The 24039-nt window shown below is 34.5% G+C and carries 19 protein-coding genes; 8 read left to right on the forward strand and 11 right to left on the reverse strand.

Annotation, left to right across the window (positions count from 1 at the left end; genetic code table 11):
- Positions 1-537, reverse strand: a complete 537-nt coding sequence (locus UABHE_RS04875) for a lytic transglycosylase domain-containing protein (protein WP_372369116.1) — start codon at positions 535-537, stop codon at positions 1-3.
- 139 nt (positions 538-676) lie between these two features.
- On the opposite strand from UABHE_RS04875, the gene UABHE_RS04880 reads away from it, so the two are divergent.
- From UABHE_RS04880 to UABHE_RS04900, 5 genes are all read left to right on the forward strand, one after another.
- Positions 677-1186, forward strand: coding sequence for an NUDIX domain-containing protein (locus UABHE_RS04880; protein ID WP_372369117.1), 510 nt, complete (start codon positions 677-679; stop codon positions 1184-1186).
- Between the two features lie 249 nt (positions 1187-1435).
- Positions 1436-2395, forward strand: a complete 960-nt coding sequence (locus UABHE_RS04885; RefSeq protein WP_372369118.1) for an AAA family ATPase — start codon at positions 1436-1438, stop codon at positions 2393-2395.
- Complete coding sequence (locus tag UABHE_RS04890) at positions 2392-3486, forward strand: DUF58 domain-containing protein (protein WP_372369119.1); 1095 nt, start codon at positions 2392-2394, stop codon at positions 3484-3486. The genes UABHE_RS04885 and UABHE_RS04890 overlap by 4 nt, the downstream gene beginning before the upstream one ends.
- Entirely contained in the window at positions 3480-5498 is a 2019-nt protein-coding gene (locus UABHE_RS04895) for a transglutaminaseTgpA domain-containing protein (protein WP_372369120.1), read from the forward strand. The genes UABHE_RS04890 and UABHE_RS04895 overlap by 7 nt, the downstream gene beginning before the upstream one ends.
- A gap of 127 nt (positions 5499-5625) precedes the next feature.
- Positions 5626-6306: a leucine-rich repeat domain-containing protein gene (locus UABHE_RS04900; RefSeq protein ID WP_372369121.1), complete on the forward strand. Its 681-nt coding sequence runs from the start codon at positions 5626-5628 to the stop codon at positions 6304-6306.
- A 119-nt stretch (positions 6307-6425) separates the two neighbouring features.
- Here UABHE_RS04900 and UABHE_RS04905 read toward each other — a convergent pair whose 3' ends face one another.
- Together UABHE_RS04905 and UABHE_RS04910 are read right to left on the reverse strand one after the other, a co-directional pair.
- Positions 6426-7040 carry an NADPH-dependent FMN reductase gene (locus UABHE_RS04905; protein WP_372369122.1) on the reverse strand — a complete coding sequence of 205 codons (615 nt, stop codon included), beginning with the start codon at positions 7038-7040 and terminating at the stop codon, positions 6426-6428.
- 59 nt (positions 7041-7099) lie between these two features.
- On the reverse strand, positions 7100-9343 hold the full coding sequence (locus UABHE_RS04910) for an RND family transporter (RefSeq protein WP_372369123.1): 2244 nt from the start codon (positions 9341-9343) through the stop codon (positions 7100-7102).
- 472 nt (positions 9344-9815) lie between these two features.
- On the opposite strand from UABHE_RS04910, the gene UABHE_RS04915 reads away from it, so the two are divergent.
- Entirely contained in the window at positions 9816-11525 is a 1710-nt protein-coding gene (locus tag UABHE_RS04915; RefSeq protein ID WP_372369124.1) for a Na/Pi cotransporter family protein, read from the forward strand.
- Positions 11526-11918: 393 nt separating this feature from the next.
- On the forward strand, positions 11919-13061 hold the full coding sequence (locus tag UABHE_RS04920; protein WP_372369125.1) for a hypothetical protein: 1143 nt from the start codon (positions 11919-11921) through the stop codon (positions 13059-13061).
- A gap of 13 nt (positions 13062-13074) precedes the next feature.
- Here the strand turns inward: UABHE_RS04920 and UABHE_RS04925 are convergent, their stop codons facing one another.
- A complete protein-coding gene (locus UABHE_RS04925) occupies positions 13075-13812 on the reverse strand; it encodes a hypothetical protein (protein ID WP_372369126.1) in 738 nt (245 codons plus the stop codon).
- An 87-nt stretch (positions 13813-13899) separates the two neighbouring features.
- Between UABHE_RS04925 and UABHE_RS04930 the strand changes: the two genes are divergently transcribed.
- A complete protein-coding gene (locus UABHE_RS04930; protein WP_372369127.1) occupies positions 13900-14232 on the forward strand; it encodes a hypothetical protein in 333 nt (110 codons plus the stop codon).
- An 85-nt stretch (positions 14233-14317) separates the two neighbouring features.
- Here the strand turns inward: UABHE_RS04930 and UABHE_RS04935 are convergent, their stop codons facing one another.
- The 7 genes from UABHE_RS04935 to UABHE_RS04965 all read right to left on the reverse strand — a co-directional run bounded on the left by UABHE_RS04935 (position 14318) and on the right by UABHE_RS04965 (position 24002).
- Positions 14318-16147, reverse strand: coding sequence for a multiheme c-type cytochrome (locus tag UABHE_RS04935; protein ID WP_372369128.1), 1830 nt, complete (start codon positions 16145-16147; stop codon positions 14318-14320).
- A 154-nt stretch (positions 16148-16301) separates the two neighbouring features.
- Positions 16302-17501 carry a PQQ-binding-like beta-propeller repeat protein gene (locus UABHE_RS04940; RefSeq protein WP_372369129.1) on the reverse strand — a complete coding sequence of 400 codons (1200 nt, stop codon included), beginning with the start codon at positions 17499-17501 and terminating at the stop codon, positions 16302-16304.
- Positions 17498-17929: a Crp/Fnr family transcriptional regulator gene (locus UABHE_RS04945; RefSeq protein ID WP_372369130.1), complete on the reverse strand. Its 432-nt coding sequence runs from the start codon at positions 17927-17929 to the stop codon at positions 17498-17500. The genes UABHE_RS04940 and UABHE_RS04945 overlap by 4 nt, the downstream gene beginning before the upstream one ends.
- An 86-nt stretch (positions 17930-18015) precedes the next feature.
- Positions 18016-19767, reverse strand: a complete 1752-nt coding sequence (lnt, locus tag UABHE_RS04950) for an apolipoprotein N-acyltransferase (protein WP_372369131.1) — start codon at positions 19765-19767, stop codon at positions 18016-18018.
- An 11-nt stretch (positions 19768-19778) separates the two neighbouring features.
- Positions 19779-20948, reverse strand: a complete 1170-nt coding sequence (locus tag UABHE_RS04955) for an alpha/beta hydrolase-fold protein (RefSeq protein ID WP_372369132.1) — start codon at positions 20946-20948, stop codon at positions 19779-19781.
- Positions 20948-21307, reverse strand: a complete 360-nt coding sequence (gene rsfS, locus UABHE_RS04960) for a ribosome silencing factor (RefSeq protein WP_372369133.1) — start codon at positions 21305-21307, stop codon at positions 20948-20950. Before rsfS ends, UABHE_RS04955 begins: the two co-directional genes overlap by 1 nt.
- Positions 21308-21566: 259 nt before the next feature.
- On the reverse strand, positions 21567-24002 hold the full coding sequence (locus tag UABHE_RS04965; protein ID WP_372369134.1) for an ATP-dependent Clp protease ATP-binding subunit: 2436 nt from the start codon (positions 24000-24002) through the stop codon (positions 21567-21569).
- Positions 24003-24039 lie beyond the last annotated feature (37 nt).

The following is a 24039-nucleotide window of genomic DNA, read 5'->3' on the forward strand; positions in this document are numbered from 1 at the left end:
TCACCTAATACTGTTATGATAGCGATATAACACGGTCCAAACAAAATGCTTCGTTTCGAGTGGAGCATGCGTTTTTAAGATGGCAACTGCTGAGATATTTGGTGTTTTTCTAAGCCATTTTTTTACACGATTAGGACCACAGTTATATGCAGCTAACGCTAAAATTTTACAACCATAAAAAGAATCTAACAAATAGTGAATATAGTAACATCCAAGAAATATATTTTGTTGTGGTTGTAGTAAAATATCGTCAGAAAAAGAAATTTGCAGTTTTTGACATAAATTTTTGGCTGTTTCAGGTGTTATTTGCATTAAACCCTGTGCGCCTTTTGGAGAAACAGCCTTGACATCACCACTAGATTCTGTCATAATCATCGCCGCAATTAAATTTTCATCTATAAAAAATTCGCGGGCGTATTTCTTAACCCACATCTCATGAATATTTATATTGGATTGTGGGGAAAAAAAGTTACCAATAATTGCACTTACACAAAATAACACAACGAACAGAAATTTGATGTTATTTGGAGAAATCATAGGCAAATCTCAATTTTTAAGATTATAATTTTGGTAGGACGTGTCGGTATTTAGATTTTAATATAAGTCAAATTAAGTGACGACATGCCCTCATCTTAAGTATAGCAAAATATTCTTAAATTGGGTAACAAATATAACTATGAGTAAGAAAAAATTCCCCCAACCATCCTTGACAGTTGACCTTGTCCTGTTTAGGTGGTATCGTTCCAAAGTAGAACTTCTCCTGATCAAAAGAAAACAAAATCCGTTTAAGGATTGTTGGGCATTGCCAGGTGGTTTTGTGGCTAAAGGTGAAACAGCAAAAGAAGCTGCCTATCGCGAATTGCAGGAAGAAACCAATCTAATTGCCTCTTCACTAGCACCGCTAACTTTATTCGATGAGCCAGGTCGCGATCCTCGTGGCTGGACAATATCCATGGCATATTGGAGTATTGTTAAATCAAAAACAAATATTAAAGCTGGAACAGATGCTAAAGAAGCAGAGTGGTTTTCAATAAAAAGTCTTCCTGAATTAAGTTTTGATCACGATAAAATCATTGACTATACACTAAACACCATAAAGGATCATGCAAAATTGGCAGATCAACTTCTAAATGGTGTTGAAGATCTCTCGATATCGAAATTGAAATCGATATTGAACTATATATAAGAAAGGCCGAACAATGAAAGTAAAGACAAGAAAATCAAGCATAAAGTATCGCAAAAAAACTGGTTTTTTGACACGAATGAGAACAAGAGGCGGACGTGCGATTCTTACCAACAAAAGAAGACGACGTGCTAACAAGAAAAACTAGTACTAGTACGAAAAATACCAAGCGATAGTAGAGAAATATAAAGAATACAACGGTTACGGTCTCCCATATCGGCGAAAACCGTAAGCTCCCCCTGCAGGGGGAGCTTGTGTATATCAAAAAACACAACTAGTACTGAGAGAATGATGGAAAAATTACAAAAACTAATAGAAAACATCGAGCAAGTGATCGTAGGTAAAACGGAGTCTGTAAAGTTATCTGTAGCCTGCTTACTCGCTGGTGGCCATTTACTCATAGAAGACATTCCTGGAACGGGAAAAACAACATTAGCGCTTGCTATTGCAAAATCAATAGAAGCTAATTTTTGCCGCATTCAGTTTACTCCAGATCTTATGCCTGCTGATATTACTGGAGTTTCACTCTTTAACAAAGAAGCCAACGATTTTGAGTTTCGTAAGGGACCAATATTCCACAATATTATTCTTGCTGATGAAATAAATCGCGGAACTCCTAAAGTACAAAGCAGTCTTCTTGAGGCAATGAATGAGGCGCAAGTAACTGTTGATGGTACCACATATCAATTACCAGATCCCTTTTTTGTTATTGCAACGCAAAATCCTATTTCGTTTACAGGTACCTTCCCTTTATTAACGGCGCAGTTAGATCGCTTTTTATTAAAAATTTCTTTGGGTTATTTAGATGATAACCAAGAAATGGCAATGATGAAAAGCCAGTCGCAAAATCATCCAATAAATGAGCTCAAGTCAGTTTTGCACGTAGAAGATATTTTAGCTTTACGTCAAAAAGTCAAAGAGGTTGTTGTCGATGACAATATATATAGGTATATAATTGCTTTAGCAAATGCTACGCGTAATACAAAAGAAGTTGCCTACGGTGTTAGTCATCGTGGAAGTTTAGCTCTTTTTAAAATAGCTAGAGCATATGCATTAGTATCTGGCCGTGATTATGTTCTTCCCGATGATATAAAAGAATTATTCCTACCTACGCTACTACACCGTGTCGTTCAATCTATGGATCATCATAATCAAGTGTATGTTAAGAAATTTTTGTTGCGTGTTTTAGAACAAACCTCTGTACCGCTATGACACTTACAAAAATGGGAAAAATCCTCATAGTCATTATACTCGCTTTGTTATTTGCAGGATTAAATACTCGTTCAAATTTGATGCATTTATTCAATACCTTTTTAATTTGTATTTGGTTGCTTTCTCCGATGTTAGCACAGAGAAATTTATTAGGCATAAAAGCAAAAATTAGTAGCCCAGGTGAAGTTTTCGTTAATGAAGAGCTATCGATACAAGTATTATTTGGTAATGAAACAAACGAAAACAAATATGCAATGGTCTTTAAGGATCATACATGTAGCAAGGATGTCTTTATTCACCATATTCCCCCACAATCAGAGATACTCTCGACATATAAAACAACTTATCGTCATCGAGGTGTAGTATATTGGGAAAAAATATCACTAACAACAAAGTACCCTTTTGCACTATTCCAAAATAAAATATCTCTTTCTGCGAGTAATAAATTGTATATTTTGCCCCCAGTTCTCAATGTTGAAAATTTTTCAATAAATTATTTTGATAGGTATTACAATAATAAAAAGCAAAGTATTACAAATAACAAAACCTCACAGGATTCATTCTCTCGTTTACGTGACTATATTCAAGGAGATAATCGTCGTTATATTGATTGGAAAGCGTCTGCAAAAAAAGATCATTTGATTGTCCGTGAATATGTAGATGAAAATCCATGCGAGTGTAGTGTAATCATTGCTTTTAAAATAGATACTCCGTACATCACAGGGCAAAGCGAGATGTTTGAAGAACTTATACTCGCAACTTCTTCTATAACTGCACAAGTTTTTCAAAAAGCTAAATTGAATTATTTTGCTGTCGGTAGCAAAGAATTACAAAATAATTCACTTAAGCTACGAAATGTTTTGCGTTTTTTAGCAGAGTTGAAGATGAAAGATATTCCATTTATCGCACCTGAAAAATCATATAAAAAGCTCATTATTGTAACCAACGTTGTAACCCAAGAAATCAAAGAGTATTTAAAAAATAATTCTGAGACAACTTTAATTTGTACGGAACAAAATGTAGAAAGATATACTCGCTATCAATATACTTTTTCTGTACAGCCAAATTCAATTAGGTTAAGAGTATGCTAAAAAAAACAATTGCTCTGAGTAGTAAAAATATTGAAAAATACTATATCCGTTGGATGTACATTAATATGCTTGTAACTCTTGGTTGTTTTAGTTTTGCGGTAGAGAGAGCTTATTTAATTTTTCCATTATATTTACTTGTAACTGTTGGATTTTTGATCAACAAACCTCTTTCAAATAAGATAATAGATGCACTTGCTTCCGTTTTACTCATTGCAATATTTGCCTTGATTTATACCTTCACCCAAGGAGATACTCTATTCTCGGCCGGTGGTATTCTCATAGGCTCATATTTTTTGTTTTTTTTTAGAGAAAAGAATCATCAGAAGTCAGCAGTGAATCTACTTACAATCCTTGGTATGATGCTATTGTGCACCTCTTTATTAAACCGCTTTGAATATTTAGTATTTTTTATTCTCTTTGTTTTTAGTAGTATGCGTTTATTGTATTATTCATTATTATTCCAACAAGAATTAGCAGTATGTCAGGTGATTTCACAACGCCCTGTTACTTACCGCAATTCTCTAAAAACCACCTTTGTAAAACTAGTAATAGTTTTAATAAGTGTTGTAGTTGCAGTTACCGTATTTATTTTAGTGCCACGTTCTCATAAGTGGGAATTTGCAACTTCTGGCCAGCTTAATATTGGCAAAACAGGATTTAGTGGGAAGATAGCTAGTTCTTCGGTACGTAATATTCTTTCTGATCCAAATGTATTTTTTGTGGTTCAAACAAAAAATACGTCAGATTATTTTAAAGGTGCTATTTACAACAGATTCGATGGAAGTAATTGGCATGCTGACCTTCCTACTAAAAATATTCGTTTTCGAGGTTATCTTGAGATTAATCCTTCTGTCAAAAATATGGTTGCAGAAGTTTACAAATTCAACAATAGCCCAGGAGAAACTATATTTTATCGCAATACCCCTTACGTTCTAAAATCGAGTAATTTTAGAACGCAATTAATCATTGATGAAGTTGGCAATATTAGTTCAAAGCGCAAATTTAAAAAAAGCTTTACTTATTTTCTGTTGACAGGTCCAAAAATCAAAAAAAAGTGGGACCCAAAATGGATAAATCAGCACTTTTTACAATTACCAAATATTTCGCAACGAGTACATAATTTAGCGCAAGAAATAACGGAAGGTTTGAGTGGCAGCCGCAAAAAAGCCCAGGCGATAGAAGATTATTTAAAGGGAAATTATCCATATACGCTCAATATGAATCCAGGAAAGAATGAAGTAAGCGATTATTTCTTATTTGAAGCAAAACGCGGATATTGTATTCACTTTGCCACAGCAATGACAGTTATGCTACGCTCTGTAGGTGTTCCTGCGCGTGTGGTTGGAGGGTTTCGTTCAGGGAAATATGAAAAAGGTCATGCTATTGTCAGTAACGAAGATGCGCATGCATGGGTAGAAGTTTTCGATGAGCGCCAAAATTGGGTATTTTTTGATCCTACTCCTCCTCAGAGTGATTATTTAATAGGTCTTAGCTACTGGAAAAAAATTTACTATAAGATTTATGCCTTTTGGACACTTGATGTGTTAGGGTTTTCTTACTCTCAACAAAAATCTGTTTATACTTATGTAAAATCATTGTTTCTTTCCGCGAAAAAATACTGGTGGGTACTTGTTGTTCTCTTGATAATGTATAGTAGCAGAACCTCGTTATATAAAAAGAGAAAACAAAAAACCTTAACTAAACAACAACGTGATGCACTTATCGATAAAAGCCCTCATGCTATAGCCAATTCTTTTTATCAAAATATGCTTTCTATTTTAGGTAAAGTAAACTGTTATAAATATATAGAAGAAACACCTTTTGATTTTCTAGCAAGAATAGAACATCAGTTTCCACAATACTACGAAACAGTCAAAAATATAAGTACGCTATTTTGCGAAATTCGCTTCGGTCACGTAGAGTTTTGTACAATAAAACAACAGATTATCAAAAATAACATTGCGCAAATGCAAAAAATTGTGGAAAATCAACTAGAGTGCACTGACATTTAAAAAAAGTACACTTCATTTATACCCGAATTTCGTGACGGCAAGGTCTCACTCATAATCAATTGCTAACAGTCCTAAAAACTACTACCTCACCTATTCACAAGAAACATCTATAATAAAAGAGAATTTAATGACTAATTTTACAAATCAAACTTTACAGGAAATCGAAAATAACGCGACATACGATAATTGTACATTACAATTATATGGAGATAATCAAGATTTGACAGGCTGCAAATTTAAGAAATGTAAATTCAAAAGTGAAGTAGTGCTTATATACGGAAGCAAGAATTGCTCTTTTCAAAATTGTGAATTTGAAGAATTACGCATAGCTAATGAAATAAACGCAACAACGATATCAGAATGCAATATAAACTACCTCAATTTAGAAACGACGAAAATAGAAGATAAGAGTTTAAGCTTTATCGAGGCAAATAATTCGATACAAAAACTTAATCTTCATTGGACTGACTTAAAAGAAATTCCATCTGCAGTACTACAGTTAAAAACGCTACGGAATTTATATTTAGGAAATAACTATATAAAAATGGTGCCTGAAAATATTATCAAACTGTATCAATTAGAGTTGCTAGATTTAACAGATAACAAAGTTGAATCTCTGCCAAATAGTTTATCGCAATTGCAAAAATTAAAGGTACTTGGATTATCGGGTAATAGCATCCAGCAAATACCAGGGATACAAAGCATGAAACAATTATCTAATCTAATCCTTGACCACAAAAGTTTTTCTCCCGAACAACAAAAAGTTATTCGCGAGTACTTACCTTCATGTGATGTATTTTTTGAGTGATGTTGATATTTTTTAGGGATTTTTATCGTTACTTTTCTGTTGCGGGGCATCATTATTTTATTTTGAGGTGCCTTGTTACTCCCTAAAATAGCTCATATAATAAATAAAGATTAAAAAGACTATTCTGCCCCAGGATTTTCGATGGCACTTTCCCATAATCTTAAAAATTCCATTGCTTGATTCGAATGGTGCAAAAACGAAAATTTTGCAAGTTGTTGCCCTACATTTTTGACTTGTTTGTGTAAGTCTTTGTCTGCGAGACTACCTTTATCATCAAATTTTTTCCACGCTTCGGAAATAGAAGCTTGCTGAGGAATGACCCACGAGTGTAAAGTACGTCCAACTACACGTAAACCATTTAATGCATTGATTGCGCCCATTTTTCCGCCAGAAACACCGATAAGCCCCATCATTTTTCCTTCGAATTGTTTGAAGCCCATCAAATCAAGAGCATTTTTAAGTACACCACTGTAACCACCGTGGTATTCAGGTGTTCCTAGGATAATTCCGTGGGCAGACTCTACCTTTTCACGTAACTTAGCAACATCTTTAGGGTAATTATCTTCTCCTTCAGTATTACAAAACACCAATTCGTATTTTCTTAATTCAATTAATTCAACTTCTGCGCCAAATTCTTGGGCGCCTTCTAGAGCTAATTCAACAGCGGCACTGGTATAGCTATTTTCGCGGATACTGCCAGAAATGCCAATGACACTAATTTTGTCTTTACTCATTTTAAATTCCTTATGATTTGTTTCTTAAATGGCTTAATAAACGTGTTAGTATTCAGAGTTTACCTCAGATGTTTACGTGTTTTTTTTATTTTAACGAAATGTATTAACTCTGGTAAAATATAACAATCCCAAAAAAATGCAAAAACAATACCGACTTGAAACAATAGTGCAAAACTATGATAAACACTTAGTTCACTTACAAAAAAAGCACAAAACCCACCCAATAAGATAAGTGAACTAGAAAAAATTGCTGGTTTTACATGAGATAGTGTATTTTCTAAACAGGTACTATTGTCAAAGTCTTGGTGATGTTTACAATAGTAATTATAGTGTAAAACAAAATGAATGGTGTCATCAACCATAATTCCTATAAGTCCAGCGAAAAGAATTACTGAATACAAGGTAATATCGAAACCACATATAAAAAATACTGACGCCACTCCTGTTAAAGAAATGATATTTACGGCCATTGCTAATAACATTAAAGCTAAAGATTTCATGACAACGAAAAAAAGTATAGCAATTAATGCACTTCCCCACAGTATAGATATATATTGTGTATGATATATATTCGTTGCGGTGTTTGCAATTAAAAGTGTATAACCAGTGCAATAAATATGAGCGTTTAAAATGCGCTCATATTTTTGAAAAACTTTTTGTAAATTTTTTTCAAGATTTAAAACTATTTGCGGATCATCGTGGAGTAAGCGACATCCAATACGAGTGTATTTTCCTTCAGAAGAAAATAATTGCTGCATTTGTGAGCGATAATAACTAAGAATATCGTGGTTTTTATCATTTTGGGGTTGTTTAAAAAAAACAAAAAACGGTTTCACCAACCACGAAATAGCAAACTGGGTTGCTTTTCGCGTAACTTGAAAATTTTTATTGTTTGTATCTCCATTAATATGATACTCAAATTTCCAATTCAAACTAGACATAAGAGTTACGGCACTTATGGTCTCAGCAATAGATTTTTCACTATTTGATATTATTTCGTTTTCCATATTTTGTAAATGTATGTAAACATCAGGATTGACTAAGGCATTTTTTTCGTTAAATTTAATCATTATTTCAAAAGGGTGCTGTGCTTTAAGTTTTTTAGATACATAATCGAAATCTTTTACAACAGCATGATTGCGCGGTAAATATTCAATGAATCCTGGTAGAATTCGAGGTGGACTGCAAAAAAGCGCCCAAGGAAAGCCTAAAATTACTGCGAATACTACTAATAAATGTTTGTTATAGTGTTTCGTTATCTTACGTTTTTTTGGGGGAATATCTTGCGGTGATGAGAAATGAATATTTACTGCCAAAGAAATAAACATAACAAAAGGTATTTCAATACCTAAGAGAGAAAGTGGGCCGATATCGCTAAAATATAGAGTAAAAATACTTAGTGCTGTTGTTGTCGTTGACAAAAAACAAATAGTGCGTGTAATTTTTTCTTTACTATAATTCATGTGCACAATGGTGGGGATAGAGGTAATGAAAAAAAACAAAGGCACAATATTACTAAAAATGTGTAAATGATTACCGCTTAAATACAGGTATAAAACAAAGGAGCTAAGCGTAACTAAAAGTGATATTAAAAAACCAATGATTGCCTTAAAGGGAATTTTATACGCGAGAAGTAGCAATAAACTGACTAAAAAAGAAATGCAAAATAAAACTTGTGCGTCTCGCATCACGAGATCTTTTATTGTTGCATATATAAGAGGGAACCCAGAAACGCGAACTTGAGGTGGAATTTGATGTCGTAAATCATTTATGTATTTTGTAAAATCAGGTTGCTCTTTTAGTTCAGGTTTTAATAGTAGCCAAATAAAAGTTGTTTTACGATCTTGAGTTATTAGCCCTGTGTAAAAAAATGGATCGCTAAAAATTCGATACTTTATTTGGTTATTGATATTGTTATAAGGTTTAGATAGCAAAAGTCCTTGCGGATAAGGAATAAATTTTGTATCGAAGAACGGAACAGAAACTTTCTTAATCGAGAAATCTTGGATGTTAGTAATACTAACAACCATATCAATATATTCATCTTTTGCAAAGTGAGTTGTAATCTCTGAGACTAGCTGCAAAGATTTCTTATTTAGTATGTCATCTTTATCTGTGGTAACAGCCAACACCAAAAATTCATCTGTGCCAAAAATCTTGTGGAACTTCGCGAAATTGCGATAGACACTGCTTTGTTCCACAAACAATTGTGAAATAGATGTATCATAACGAATTTTTGATAAATACATAAATAATACAATGCTAGATATAATAATGATAAAAAACCAAAATATCTTCTTCATACAAAAATCTCACAAAAAATTAACAAATATTTAACTTTGACTGTAGAAGAAAGTACATTATAATTCACCGCTCCTATTAAAACTCAAAAATCGAAAAATAGATTTAAGACGGACACCGAGCAGTACTGTGGCCGATTACTGCTAGAGAATCTCACTCTAGAAAATAAGTGGGAGGTCATTACAGTCTAAGAGAGTGTAGTGCCAAGAGTAAAAACTCAACTTATAGTTCCCTGTTAGAGACAGCAGAGTAAATAATTCTTTTATTTCTAGTGGCCAAGCCTGCAGACAAGGAGCGTTGCTAGAAAAAATTATTCACAAAATATTTGTTACAGTTTTTGTACGGTTTATTATACATTTGTTTTATAATCAGTCAATAGTAATTTTAGGCTTTTGAGATTTTTTAGCTGCTGTACGCAGCCCCATTCAAAACGATTCACTTTCCAAAATAAAGTAAAAAAAGGAATACACAATCATGGATAAAATTGATTACTTTAAAATGGCCTACACAGCTTTAGGGGGTTTAGGAATTTTTTTTCTAGGAATGAAATTCCTTTCCGAAAGTCTACAAGCTATGACCGGAGGTTTGATAAAAAAATTGATTACCAAGGCCACTTCAAATAGAGTAATCGCTGTTCTTGTCGGTTTATCAGTTACCGCTTTAATTCAATCATCATCCATATCTACAGTGATGGTTGTTGGTCTAGTAAATGCACAACTTATGAATTTGACGCAAGCAGTTGGTGTTATCTTGGGAGCAAATATTGGTACAACCATTACTGGTTGGATCTTAGCAATTAAAATTGGAAAATATGGTCTACTGCTGATTGGTTTAGGCATATTTCCTATGCTTTTTATAAAAAAATCAACCTTAAACGCTTTAGGTAAAGTTGTTGTCGCTTTAGGTTTCATCTTTTTTGGATTACAGTTGATGAGTGGAGCCTTCAAGCCTTTGCGTAGCGATCAGAGTTTTTTGAGTTTCTTACAATACTTTGATGCACAAAGCACTATGAGTCTCTTAGGCTGTGTTATTATTGGTTGTTTTATGACTTTCATTATTCAAAGTAGTTCGGCAATGCTTGGTATTACTATGGCGCTTGCAAGCACAGGGTCACTAAGCTTTGCAACAGCAGCAGCTTTAGTCTTAGGTGAAAATATTGGAACGACAATCACTGCGCAGCTTGCGTGTATTGGAGGTAGCACTAACGCGAAAAGAGCAGCTTTATCTCACGCATTTTTTAATTTGTTTGGTGTTCTTGTTATGGTTGCTATTTTTCAGCCCTATATTGCTTTTATAGAGAACCTTGTACCTGGATTAGCTGATTTTGCAGAAACTGATGGCTCTAAAATATACATTGCAGCTCACATTGCTGCTAGCCATACGATTTTTAATGTGTCTGCAACGATTATCTTTTTACCTTTTATCCAGTACCTTACGCGTTTTGTTTGTTGGTTAATTCCCGATAGTAAGAGTAAAGAAGTTGCACAGTTAAAGTATTTACAAGTAGGTGGTTATCAATCATCAGGTGTTTCTCTCAAAATGGCTTCTCTCGAATTAGAAAATATGGCGCAAATGGTTAAAAAGTCATTGAAACATACGAGATCTTACTTATTAGAAAGAGAAAAACCTAAAAAACCAGACTTTGACGAAGTTATGCATCTGGAAACAATTACTGACAATATTCAGGAAGAAATTACATCTTTTGTTTGTCATGCGATGGAAGGCTCGCTTATTACGAAGCAGACAGAAGAAGCCTATACTATTATTCGTGCAGCAGACGAATTAGAATCTATAGCTGACCAAACTAGCTCACTTTGTATATATCGTTGGCGTATATATAAAAACCAACAAACCTTTAGCAGTCAAGCTTGGGATCAGCTCTCCCAGTACTATGAAAGTACTTACACTCTCTTCAATAGTGTCGTTGAAAATATACGTGATTTAGAGGGAAAAGTAGATCACTACGACCAAGAAGCTAAGAACTTAAGTAACACAGCAAATGCAATGCGCGACGATCATATCGAACGAATGCGCGACGGGATTTGTCAGCCGTTATCAGCTCTTACATTTAGCGATATTTTTGTGTCTTTAAGACGCGTTAAAAATCATACCATAAATTTTGTGGATGCTGTAAACTACCAAAATTTAAAAATGCGCGAACTAGAAAAAGAACAAAAGAAATAGAGTGTGTCGATAGGTTTTAACTATATCGCACCAGGAGATATATTTTGTTCGCGACTGCTTTGTTTTTATAGTTAGCGGTCGCGAATTACTATTTAAAGTATGGTTTTATACTAGGGCGTGTCATCATTCAAAATATTGTGTGTTTTTTCGAGCCCGTTTCCTAAACTTTCACTAACAATTTATCAAAGAAGCAAAGTTTCTTTTTCCATCGCAAAAAACTAGTATTGAACGAATAAATCACTTTCTGTCGCTTTCAAAAAGTTTTCAGGCGCGGGCTCACAAACGGGCTCGGGCTCAATACTACTGGCGTATCATTAAATGAATCCGTTATATTTTTATCTGTATTGAATGATGACACGCCCTAATGATAAAATTATTTAGAGTAGATACCTTATGCGATTTATAGTCTTTTTTCTGCAAATACAACTTTTTTTGTACGCAGATTACACATTGAAAGAACTACAAAAAATATCTCAACAATCCGATAACAAAATATACTCTTACATCAAAAAAGAGAATATTTTTGGCGTTTTGCAGTGGGAACAACAAAAGTCGCCGCAAGATTTTATGTTTTTGCCTGGAGTAAGCTCTATATCTGAGTCAACAGCAAAATCTATAAAAAATTGGAATGGAAAATATTTATTTTTAGATATAAAAAAAATAGATGATAAAGTAGCTCGTTATCTATTTCAGTGGAAAGGTTCAGTACTAACTTTAAATAAAGTTGCTAAAATAGACCATATAACAAACCACTTATTAAATTGGCGCGGCAATTATATTTCTTTTAATGGAATAAAAGAGCTTTCAGTAAAAGATGCACAGTGCATATCGCAAGTATCAGGAGCTATATCTTTAAACGGATTACAAAAACTTCCTTCTAATATAGCAGAACATTTTCAGTATAGATCGGGAGCTGTATACTTAGATAGTTTAGTAGAAATAGAGAACAACGCATTAAAATTTATCACTCAAAACAATCCTAGTGTTTTGAGCTTTAATGGATTAAAAACTGTATCTTTAGAGTTTTTTACGATCATAAAAAAACATAAAGGCACACTTTATTTGAATGGTATTGAAAAATTGCAAAAACATCATTTTTCTAAGTGGTCTGGAAAAAAATTTTATATCAACGGACTTCAACATTTGTCCTCTGAAAATAGCTTACATTTGTCTTACTGGCGCGGTAAAGAACTTGAGCTAAGAGGATTACATACAATTAGTCATGATAGCTTAAATCTTCTCAGTAAATGGCAAGGTCATACACTTGTTCTTGGTATAAAAGAATTAGACTCTAGCTTGGCGAAAATATTACAACAGTGGTTAGGATACCAATTACATTTAACGGAAGTAAAAGATATGTCTCCTGCTACTTTATCACACATGGTTAAATGGCAAGGTAGTGAATTACACTTACCTAAATTTGCGCCTTCTACTTCCCAAGCAATGATTTTGAAAAATTGGGATGGTAACCGTTTATTTCTTGCTGAAAATACATCGCTTGAAGTAAAAAATATTTTGCAAAAATTCAAATATTAGAACGGGCCAAAATTTAGAATTCAAATCCAAAATAATCAATGTACTTGCGATCTTTTTCGTATACCCAGTTGCGCGTTTCATCATCGTAATACTCTCGATAGTCTTTTTTTCTTGGTACGGGAACATTTTTTTGTAGATAAGAATTATGACCAGTCATTGAGTTTAAATGATTTGTTATAGGCTTGTTTTTCGCTTCTTTGTTAGTATTAAATTTTTCAAGTAGTAAATGAAACTCATCCAGGGAGTTCGTCTTACACCAAGAAACATCGGCAAGCTTTTCATCTACACAGTACATATGTTCTATCAACCATGACCAAAAACCGTATGAGGAAGTTAAGTATTTTTCACAGTCCGATTTTGTTAAGTTATCAATTTTTATAGATTTCCAGTCGTAAGTATTCGGAAAATAAGCAAGAACTTTTTCTTTTTGTGGTATATCTTTAATTCGCAGAAGATAAGGTATGGTATTTTTGAAATCTAATTTCTCAAAATCAAGCAACCAATTTAAGAAAGTACTTGCCCCTTTAGGATAACCAAAATTGATAGCGTGGTGATAAACAGATACATACCAATCCCAAGGATTTCGAATAGTTCCTAATACAGGCAAATGCTGTAAAGAAGCAGGGATCATTTTTCGTGGGCGATGATATCCAATCATTTTCCCCTCAAAATGTTCAGACAAAAAATTATTAACAGTCGTTCCGCCACTACGGAACATGTGTACAAAAATAAAATGATTTGTTGCAATCAATTGTTTTTCCTATAATATGCGTTATTGAAATATTATTATTTCAATAGCTTGAGATACAGAAATTCGCGTCGTAAGTAAGGACTAAACATGCAATTAAAACAATACTGGCTACAAATAAGTATATACTTGACAATATTCATTGAGCTTATTACTTGTCTTTTTCGTTTCGGCTTTAATATGGCGTCTTCGCAAAATACAAAATTTATAGCAAATATAACTTTTGGTATTCGCATTCATCATGGCTATATTGGTATACTATTTTTAATATATGCTCTTGTTATCCATCGCCAAAAGTCACAAATATACTATTTGTTTTTAGTTATTGGATTGTCTCTGTTATTTTCTGATTTAGTGCATCATTTTTTAGTGCTATGGCCTATTACCGGACACCCTCAATTCGATTTATTTTATCCCAAATAACAAAGATTAGCGTTAACACTTTAGTTTATTTCATTGCTATACAAAATAGATTCATTGGTTGCGATGTAATCTCATTATTCGATTTTCAATCCCAATCATCAGAATCTTGCTTTTCATTCTGATCCCAGCTACCAGAATCCTCTTCATCAGAATCTAGATCTAGATCTTCATCATCATCATCATACCATGTACCGGGACTTAATTTAGATTCCCAGTCTGGATCTTCATAGTATTCTACGTCCTTATCCCAATCGTCATTTCCATCCCAGTCATCATTTTCATTAGTTGTTTGTTCCTCAACATCGTCACTTTTTGGCGCAGGTACCCATTTATAATTCTTCGGTATATATGGATCTAATGATGCTAAACGACTGCCATCATTATTTTTGGTAAATTCCTTTGCTTTTAAAGTAACTAGGTTCGCCCCAGCCTCTAAGTGTTCTCTCTTATTCATGTTTAGCTTCTTGAAAAGAGTTAGCAATTGTCCAATTTCGTGAATTGCACCAGCCTTTGAGTTTATAGCACTTAAGATTTTGTAGGTTTTACTTACTTTTTGCTTCATATTATCGTAGTACTTTCCAGGCTCAGTTACTTTTATTAAACCACGCAAGGAGTATTCTAGATCTAACATGGCGCCAATTATAAACATTACCCGTAAGTGTTGAGGAGTAGATTTGGCATTATTTTTATTATTTGTGCGGATAAAGTTATGGCGCTCCATACCTTGTGACCAACTAACAAGTTCAAAATGACTAGAAGCCTTATGTCCTCCGGCATTTACAAGCTCTTCATCTGGTATACTGTGGCACTTATAACAAGTCTGAGCAATTAAATAGATATCTACAGGATTGTTCATTCCTTTAGCAATGGATTGTTGGCGCCTAGGTGCTTTAGGAATACTTCGATCATTGTGAATTAAAATCCAATCTTTCCCGGCTCCATGGCAAGATTCACAAGAAACTCCTGAAACTGCTTTCACTTTTCGCCCATTGTGCTTTTGTGTAAAGTGACACTTTGAACAACGGCCATTTCTTTTTATAGAACCTTTTAATCCTAATTTTTTGAAGATAGCCTTTGATTTTATTTGTTTAGACATAGTATCAAAATTGGTGTAATGAGGAGTTTGTTTCCATAATAACATTTCTTTTTTATGACAGTTTCCGCATTGCTGGGCTGTCATAATTTTTTTATAATCTATTGGCCGATTCTTGTCTCTATTTATCTCTTTTATTTGGACTATTTCTTTAACTGTTAATGTATTTCGATATTGCGTTTTTTCTTTGGGAATATTTTTTTCAGAAGCGTCTTTCTTTTTAGAGATATCTTCGTTGATTTTTTTTTCGGAAATGTTTTCGAGTTTTTGTATTTTTTGCTTCAGTAGTAATACTTCTTTACGATAAGACTCTATTGTTTTCTTAGATTCTTTTAGTTCTGCTTGAAGTTGTTCTATCTTTATTTGGTAACTTCTGTGTTCATCTTTTGGTTCTTGTACAGCAGGCAAAGTATAAAATTCAAATGTAATAACGCGAGAAAAACTAACAGAAATTTTTTCTCCTGATAACGACTTATTCGTAACTGTATATTTGTAGCGACCGATAAGATCATCTGTATGCAAATCTTTGTCATATAAAGAAAAACGTATCATTTGCCCTTCAATAACAGCATAATTTGTGGCGATCATTTCTTCAATAAATAAGCGATTTGAGTACTTTTTGCTTATAAATACAGATGACCAATTGTTATTCTTCCAGACATCTACATGTAAAACAATGTCAGGTTTACTACCAAAGCCATCCCAGAATATGCTTCCTGTTTTTGTTTTACCAACCCAAATTTTCGAAATACAAAGATATTTTTCTTGGCAAATACCGAAAGTTGCTAGAAAAATACTAAAAAGTAGTGTATAGATTTTCATGTTATCCTTCACATTCTCAATTATAAAATATAGTCAACACTTCTAGTTATAAAAATCGAGAGAACAAATGTTTACAGTGAGTGAATGTTTACACGGAGATTGTAGTGCAACAGTAAATAAGAAGAATAAATGAAAATGGTTTGTTTTCGAGTGTTTATTCTATTGCGTAGAGATGACGATTATGGCTTGTAAAGTATGTTGTGTTTTTATGTAACCATGGTGAAGATTCAATAGTCTTTTTTGTGTGAAAGCTGCTTAACTTTTTACCATTTCTATCCACAAAATAGACGCTTCCTCTTTTTGTTGTAAAACATACAAAATCTTTGGTTACTGCAGCAGAAGCAAGGAGAGGTCCATCAGCTTTGAATTTCCATTTTAGGCCACTATCTTTTGCTGATATTGCGTACAAGTGATGATCAATACTGGCGATATAAGCAAAGTCTTTTGATAGTGTAGGGGACGCAACAATTTCACCCTCGCAACTAAACATCCATTTAAGTACACCACTGTTTCTTTGTATACAATAAACATTATTGTCTTCACTAGTAAAAATTAAACTACTGCCATATAGAATTGGTGCCCCTTTTATTTTGCCCTTTGTAGTAAATCGCCATTTCACTTTTCCTGTGACTCTGTGAAGAGCATATATATGAAAATCATCACTCCCAAAATATACTAATTTGCTATTGATAGAAGCGGCAGATTGAATAACACCTCCGGTTTTCCATTTCCATTTTTGTTTACCTGTAGTTGCGTCGACACAATAAAAGTAATGGTCATGACTGCCTACATAAACACTGCCGAGATAACAGGTTGGAGATGCAGTTATCTTTCCTACAGTTTTAAATTTCCATAGAGGTTTGCCATTGTCGGCTTTAAAGGCATATAAATGATGATCATTACATCCTATGTAGGCAACATTTTTTATCACTGTGGGGGTTGATTTGGAATTACTACCCAAAGGTCGCGACCATATCTTTGCTCCTGTTTTAGCTGATATGGCGTAAAAGTTTTCATCTAAACTAGGGAACAATAAATGTCCGCGATCAAAAGTAGGAGAAGCAGCAATACGACCGTTAGTGCGATATATCCATTTTATTTTCATTTTACCTACAGGTAAACTAACACCTGAAAAATATCTATTTCGAGTAACAGGTCTTGTTTTTTTGAAATGCTTTGTGTTTTTTGCCGCTGTTTTCTCGGTGCTTATTTTGCTCTTGTCATCTATATTAAGAGTTTTTTGCAAAGCACTTAGTAGCTCTTTTAGTGAATTGTATGCTGTTTGCGACTGATATACATAAATGGCAGTGGCAATAAGAGATGCAATAAGTATGACAAGAAGCGTTTTTTTCATGATATATCGTTTCTTATATTTTCGTTCAAGCGACGCATAAATTCTTCACTTATACGACTAGCCATCTTTGGATTTTTTTCAATTAGAACATTGAAGGCTTTAGGTGTAAGAACGTATAACTCACTGTCTTCTACTGTAATTGCTGTGGCACTTCTTTTTTGATTTGCGATAAGCGCCATTTCTCCGAAGAATTGTTTTTCTCCTAGAATAGCAATTTCAATTTTTTCTTGCCCGTTAGTTGCTGGTTTATAAATACGTACTTTTCCTCTACGTATTATATAAAGAGCATTACCTTCATCTCCTTCATTGAATAAGATTTGATCTTTTGCTATTTTGTCTAAGGAAGTGTTTTCTAGTATTGCTTTACAATCGTCTTCACTTAAGCCCTTAAGCGCTTTTATATTTTTTAAAACACTTGGTATACTCATTTTCCTTTTTCCCTAAAAACGAATTCAAGTTTAATAATTTAGAAGAGAGCGCACTAACATATCAAATGCATCAACGCGCTCTAAAACTAATTTTTTTTCTTATATACTAATAAACATGCAAGTATAAGGCTTATGGCGCTTAATATTTGCGGCAACCAATCTCCATACTTGGTGTAAAATGTTAGCTGTTTAGTGCTTTTTATCGGAATATTCACAACAAAAGTTCCTGGGAAATCTTTCCATTTTACTTTTTCACCGCCTATTTTTAAGTCCCAACTATCTTTGACGGATGAAATAAAAGACCCTTGTCCCCAAAGACATTGTGGTAAATGGTGCCAATTAATTAGAGTCTTGTTTTCCCAACGTTCCTGCATATACTGCGGTAGCGATTGCCAATACTCCTCTATTGGTTTTGAGTGAATGTATTTTCCATCGAGTTTACCGTTTGGTGGTATAGCGAGTGTTACTCCTGAGTTTCCTACTCGTAAAACACCAATGCGATTTTCAATTGCGCGAAAAATCGAATTTGCAGTGATTTGCTCAATTTCACTACTGAGAGAAAACCAGCCTTCGTTGGTTACGTTTACTACAAATTGACAGCCTTTTTTAGCTAAAATGCGCGTTTCGTCTGGGTAAATAATATCGAAGCACACAAGGCTACCAAATTTATATTTATCGTCCATTGAAAATACTGGGCGCCTTTGTCCTGGTTTTAGATCAGGAACATAGCCAACAAGAATGTATACTAATGCTGGAACAAAAGGAATATAAGAGGAAAAGGGAATACTTTCTCCAACGGGTACTAATCTGATTTTATCGTAGTATCCATTTATATCTCCTGTGCGATTAAAAAAATAAGCGCTATTGTGACTAAAAAATGTTTTCTTTTGTGTATCTAACAAATAGCGATGAGAGCCGATCAATAGATTAGTATCATTACTTGTTGCTAGGTCGTTAAATATTTGCCAACTTTCAGGAGACAAATTGCAATCTCCTGGAGCCATTGTTTCTGGCCATACTAATAAATCTGGCTTTTGTTTAAGAGCCTCAATTGATAAAGAGGTATAAGTGTTAAAAACTTTTGTACGCAATTGCGAAACATTGTCTTTGATATCTTGAGGAATATTACCTTGTATACAAGCTACTTTTGGACCCTCTGTAAATGGCTCTTTGATTTTACTTGAACCATAAATATAAGCTGCGACAAAACATAGTAGGACAACTATTGTTCCCAAATATAAGTTTAGAGGCTTTTTTTCATTTTTGAGTTGTACCCAATTTGCGACGACACCGTTTACCAGAAGTATTAAAAAGGTAACTCCGTATGCACCTGTTATATCGGCAAATTGTATTAAGGTTGTTTCATAAGCAAGAGCATGACCCATATATAGCCAAGGAAAACCAGTAAATATATAGCAGCGTAAGTAATCATTTGCAACCCAAACGAGTGGTGCTGCTAACCACATGGGCATAAAGTTCTTAGAAAAATGTTTGTACAAAAATGGAAAAGGCAAAATGATAAAATAAAGAGGAAATAGTATCGCTATCGGACTTAAAGGATGTACTGTTGCCATCCACGAAATGCCAATACCAAAAAAAGTTAAATCAAATACCAAGTTACTCATAAGTATTTGTTTAGTATTTAATTTAGGCAAGGACCATAACCAAGGTACTAAAGCTATCCACGCAAAAATATAAAACTCACATGGAGGAAAAGTGATCGCTGCAAGCGTACCACTCACAAAAGCTGGCCATGTATAATGTTTTTTGTATACGAGATACACAGCAAAAACAACAGGTATCATTTGCCCTGCTAAAAATAAAATATCTGCAAACATGTGTTTTCTTCTTAAAAACGCAAGGAACGCTTCCATCCAAAACGCTGTTTTCCAAAAAAATACAGTAAAATTTTGTCTACTCTTTTTGCCCACGCCGCTTCGTTATGCCTAGCACCTTCGATTTCAAAATAAGCTAAATCATAGCCAAGTTTAAAACCGTTATTTACTAATGTATCGCGTAATAGTCTTGTGTCGTGAACAGCATATGGAATTTCATCATCGTCGTCATCCATTTTGCCCTCTAGTGTACCAATGTCTAGCCATATTTTGATTTTATTTTTTAGCTTATTTTCTTTGATAAAGCGAATGATATCCTTATTTCCCCACCACACTGATGGCGATACAACGCCCGCCATTGAAAATACATCTGAGTATTTCCAACTAATATACATAGAAACAAGACCTCCCAAGGAAGATCCCATAATTCCAGTGTATTGTCTGTGTTTCAAAGTGCGGTACGTTTTATCGATAAAGGGCTTTAAATCATTAATAATAAAATCGGCGTAAAGATCAGCCTTACCACCACCGTAGTTCTCCATATAGACATGAGTATATTCTTCTTGCCTTTGGATGTTGTTTTCAATTGCGACAATGATGACTTCGCGTATTTTTTTCTCTTTGACTAATTTTTCTGCTGTCTCGTCGAGTTCCCACTCAACACCAAGAAATGCTGTGCGACTATCAAATACATTATTGCCATCATGAGCATACAACACAGGGTATCTCTTCGACGGGCTTTTAGGGTAATTAGGTGGTAAATACACCCATATGTTTCTTTTATTTCCTAGTTTAGTTGCTAAAAAGCCATTATGTTCTTTTATTATACCAGACCATGTATGAGATGCCTTTAACTTGGGTTTCCCCATATCAGCCCAGTTATGAATAGCAAAATGTACAGTGCGACCTTTTGTTACGTAGACGCTTCTGTCTGGATATTCAAAGAAATTTTGATCTTTCTCAACTGTTTCCCAGCTACCTCTGGTAAATTTATAGTCAAGGTGAGTACCCTCATTAAAGATAAAGCTAGCTTGATACTGCCTTTCTCCTACTTTATTGAGTTTTGTAGCGTTTGGTACCCACCCACCTAAGTTCTTATGGTTTCCGCAAATATATATATCTGAATCCGTAGGAGTATTCTCCGGTACGGTAACTAGGAATGTAATTCGATATTCGGGCATCATTATGATCCTGAAGAAGTTTCAAACTCTATTTTAGGAGAATCGGCCCACAGATCTTCAATTTCATAGAATTCGCGCATACCTTCTAAATAAATATGAACGATTACATCTATAAAGTCCATGAGAATCCATTTTCCTTCTTGATAACCCTCTATATGATGACATTTTTCTTTGTGTTGTTTTTTTAATTCAATTTCTATTTCTTGTGAAATTGCCTTAACGTGTTTTTCTGTATTTCCCGTGCAAACAACAAAATAATCGGCAATAACAAAATTCTTCTCTACATGAAGAATTGATACTTCTTGCGCTTTTCTATCATGAGCATGTTTTGCACAAATTTGCGCCAGTTCTATACTGTCCATTTTCTTTGGTCCATAAAAAACGAAAGCGGGTAAAATATACCCGCCACTTTGTGTACTGAGTATGTCTTATTTTGCAAAATCGAAATAAGATACTCTATTATTGCTTAAGGCGTGTTCTTCGAATGGAGTAAGTAATCATTCGTTTTTTTTGTGTTGATATTTGGGTTTATAACCTAAATACCAACACTACCTAAAAAATAATGATAACACACTATTTGAAGAACACGCCCTAAGTAGTTGACTGACTTTTAATTATTCACTATTCGCTAGTAATTGTCAGTAATTTCTGACCTGCGTCATGGTCTACTTTTATTATTGTTTTATCTTGAAAATTACCTCTAAGTAATTCCTCGGACATTGGGTCTTCCAAAAGGCGTTCAATCGCTCTTTTTAACGGACGAGCACCAAAATCAGCATTGAAGCCTTGATTCACTATATGTTCTTTGGCTTTTGCAGTCAACTCCATATTAAGGTTTTTTTCAATAAGACGTTTTTCTAGTTCTGCGAGTTCAAGATCGAGAATGATCTGAATATCGTCTTTTGTTAGAGGTTTGAAAACAATCATGTCATCAAGACGATTGATAAATTCTGGGCGAAAGTGGTTTTCAATTTCTTTGTTCAGTTGGTCTTTCATTTTTTCATAAGAAATCGCATCGTTATGAACTCTAAATCCCATAGCGGCTTGATTTTTTATTTGTTTTGCGCCAATATTTGAGGTCATAATTAAAATGACATTTTTAAAATCAATATGGCGGCCGAAAGAGTCTGTTAATCTTCCTTCATCCATTATTTGTAATAGCATATTAAAAACATCAGGATGCGCTTTTTCAATTTCGTCTAGTAATACTACAGCATATGGACGACGGCGTATTTTTTCTGTTAGTTGTCCGCCTTCTTCGTAACCTACGTAGCCAGGAGGGGCACCGGTTAATCGACTGACATTATGCTTTTCCATATATTCGCTCATGTCTACTTGGATAAGAGCTTCTTCTTCGCCAAACATAAATTTAGCTAACGATTTAGCCATATGAGTCTTACCAACACCTGTAGGGCCAAGAAACATAAAAGAACCCATTGGTTTGTTTGGATCTTTTATTCCTGTACGACTACGTCTAATGGCTTTTGAAATGGCTTTTACAGCTTCTATTTGACTAATGACTATTTCACTTAAGGTATTTTCCATTTGTAGTAGGCGTTCTGCTTCACCTTTTTCAAGCCTTGTTAATGGTATACCGGTCATATTTGAAACAGTTTCGCAAACAATATCTACATCAACAACTCCATCGGTTTCATTAGACTGTTCGCGCCAATCTTTGAGTACTTGGTCGCGCTTTTTGCGGAACTTCATTACTTTGTCGCGAAAGTTAGCTGCTCTTTCAAAATCTTGGTTGGCAACAGCTTCTTCTTTTTCTTTGTCTAACTTGCGAATTTCGTCTTCGATTTCTTTGATTCCAGTAGGTTTGGTCATTGATTTTAAGCGTACTCTTGCACCTGCCTCATCCATAACATCGATAGCTTTGTCAGGCATGAATCGTCCTGTTATATAGCGATCAGCAAGTTCTATTGCTGTTTTAAGAGCTTCATCTTGAAATTGTACGCGGTGGTGAGCTTCATATTTGTCTCTCAAACCTTTTAAAATGATAAATGTTTCATCTTTTGAAGGTGGTTCAACAATGATTGATTGGAACCTACGTTCTAGCGCACCATCTTTTTCAATATACTTGCGATATTCATCCATAGTTGTTGCGCCTATGCACTGAACTTCACCTCTTGATAAAGCAGGTTTCAACACATTAGAAGCATCAATAGCACCTTCTGCGCCCCCAGCTCCCACTAAGGTATGGAGCTCATCTATGAATAGTATTATATTTTTCGAACGTCTTACTTCTGCCATAACAGCTTTAATTCGTTCTTCAAATTGACCGCGATATTTTGTTCCTGCGACCATCATTGCTAAATCGAGAACAACAAGTCGCCTTTCTCTGAGAAGTTCTGGTACATCGCCTTTAACTACTTTTTGTGCTAGACCTTCAACAATTGCAGTTTTACCGACACCAGCTTCACCGAGAAGAACAGGATTATTCTTTGTTCGACGCGACAGTATTTGTACAACTCGTTCTATTTCTTTTTCACGCCCAATAACTGGGTCTAGTTTTTCCCCACGTGCCATTTCTGTTAAATCTCTACCGAAAGCGTCAAGCGCTGGTGTCTTCGATTTTGCAGAGTTCGAATTTTTAGTAGAGCTTGTGCCTTGAAATTCAGCCCCTAAAAATTCAAGTACTTCTTCGCGAACATCTTCAAGTTTTAAAGATAAATTGACTAATACTTGTGCTGCTACGCTTTCGTTTTCACGTAAAAGTCCTAGTAATAGATGTTCTGTTCCTATGTAGTTGTGACCAAGGTTATTTGCTTCTTCAAGAGCTAATTCCAATACTTTTTTTGCGCGAGGGGTAAAAGGAAGTTGGCCAACTTGTAGAGCACTAGCTCCTGATTCAACCATTTTTTCTACTTCTAAGCGTATTTTTCGTAGCTCAACATCCATGTTTTTCAAAACGTTAGCTGCGACACCACTTCCTTCTTGTATCAACCCTAGCAAAATATGCTCTGTGCCTATGTATTCGTGATTAAATCTCTGCGCTTCTTGTCTTGCTAGACTCATTACTTTGCGAGCGCGTTCTGTAAAGCGTTCGTACATTTTTTTTTCCTCAAGAATATCTTGTTGGAATCTTAAC

Source organism: Candidatus Uabimicrobium helgolandensis, assembly GCF_041508025.1.
Classification (GTDB): domain Bacteria; phylum Planctomycetota; class Uabimicrobiia; order Uabimicrobiales; family Uabimicrobiaceae; genus Uabimicrobium; species Uabimicrobium helgolandensis.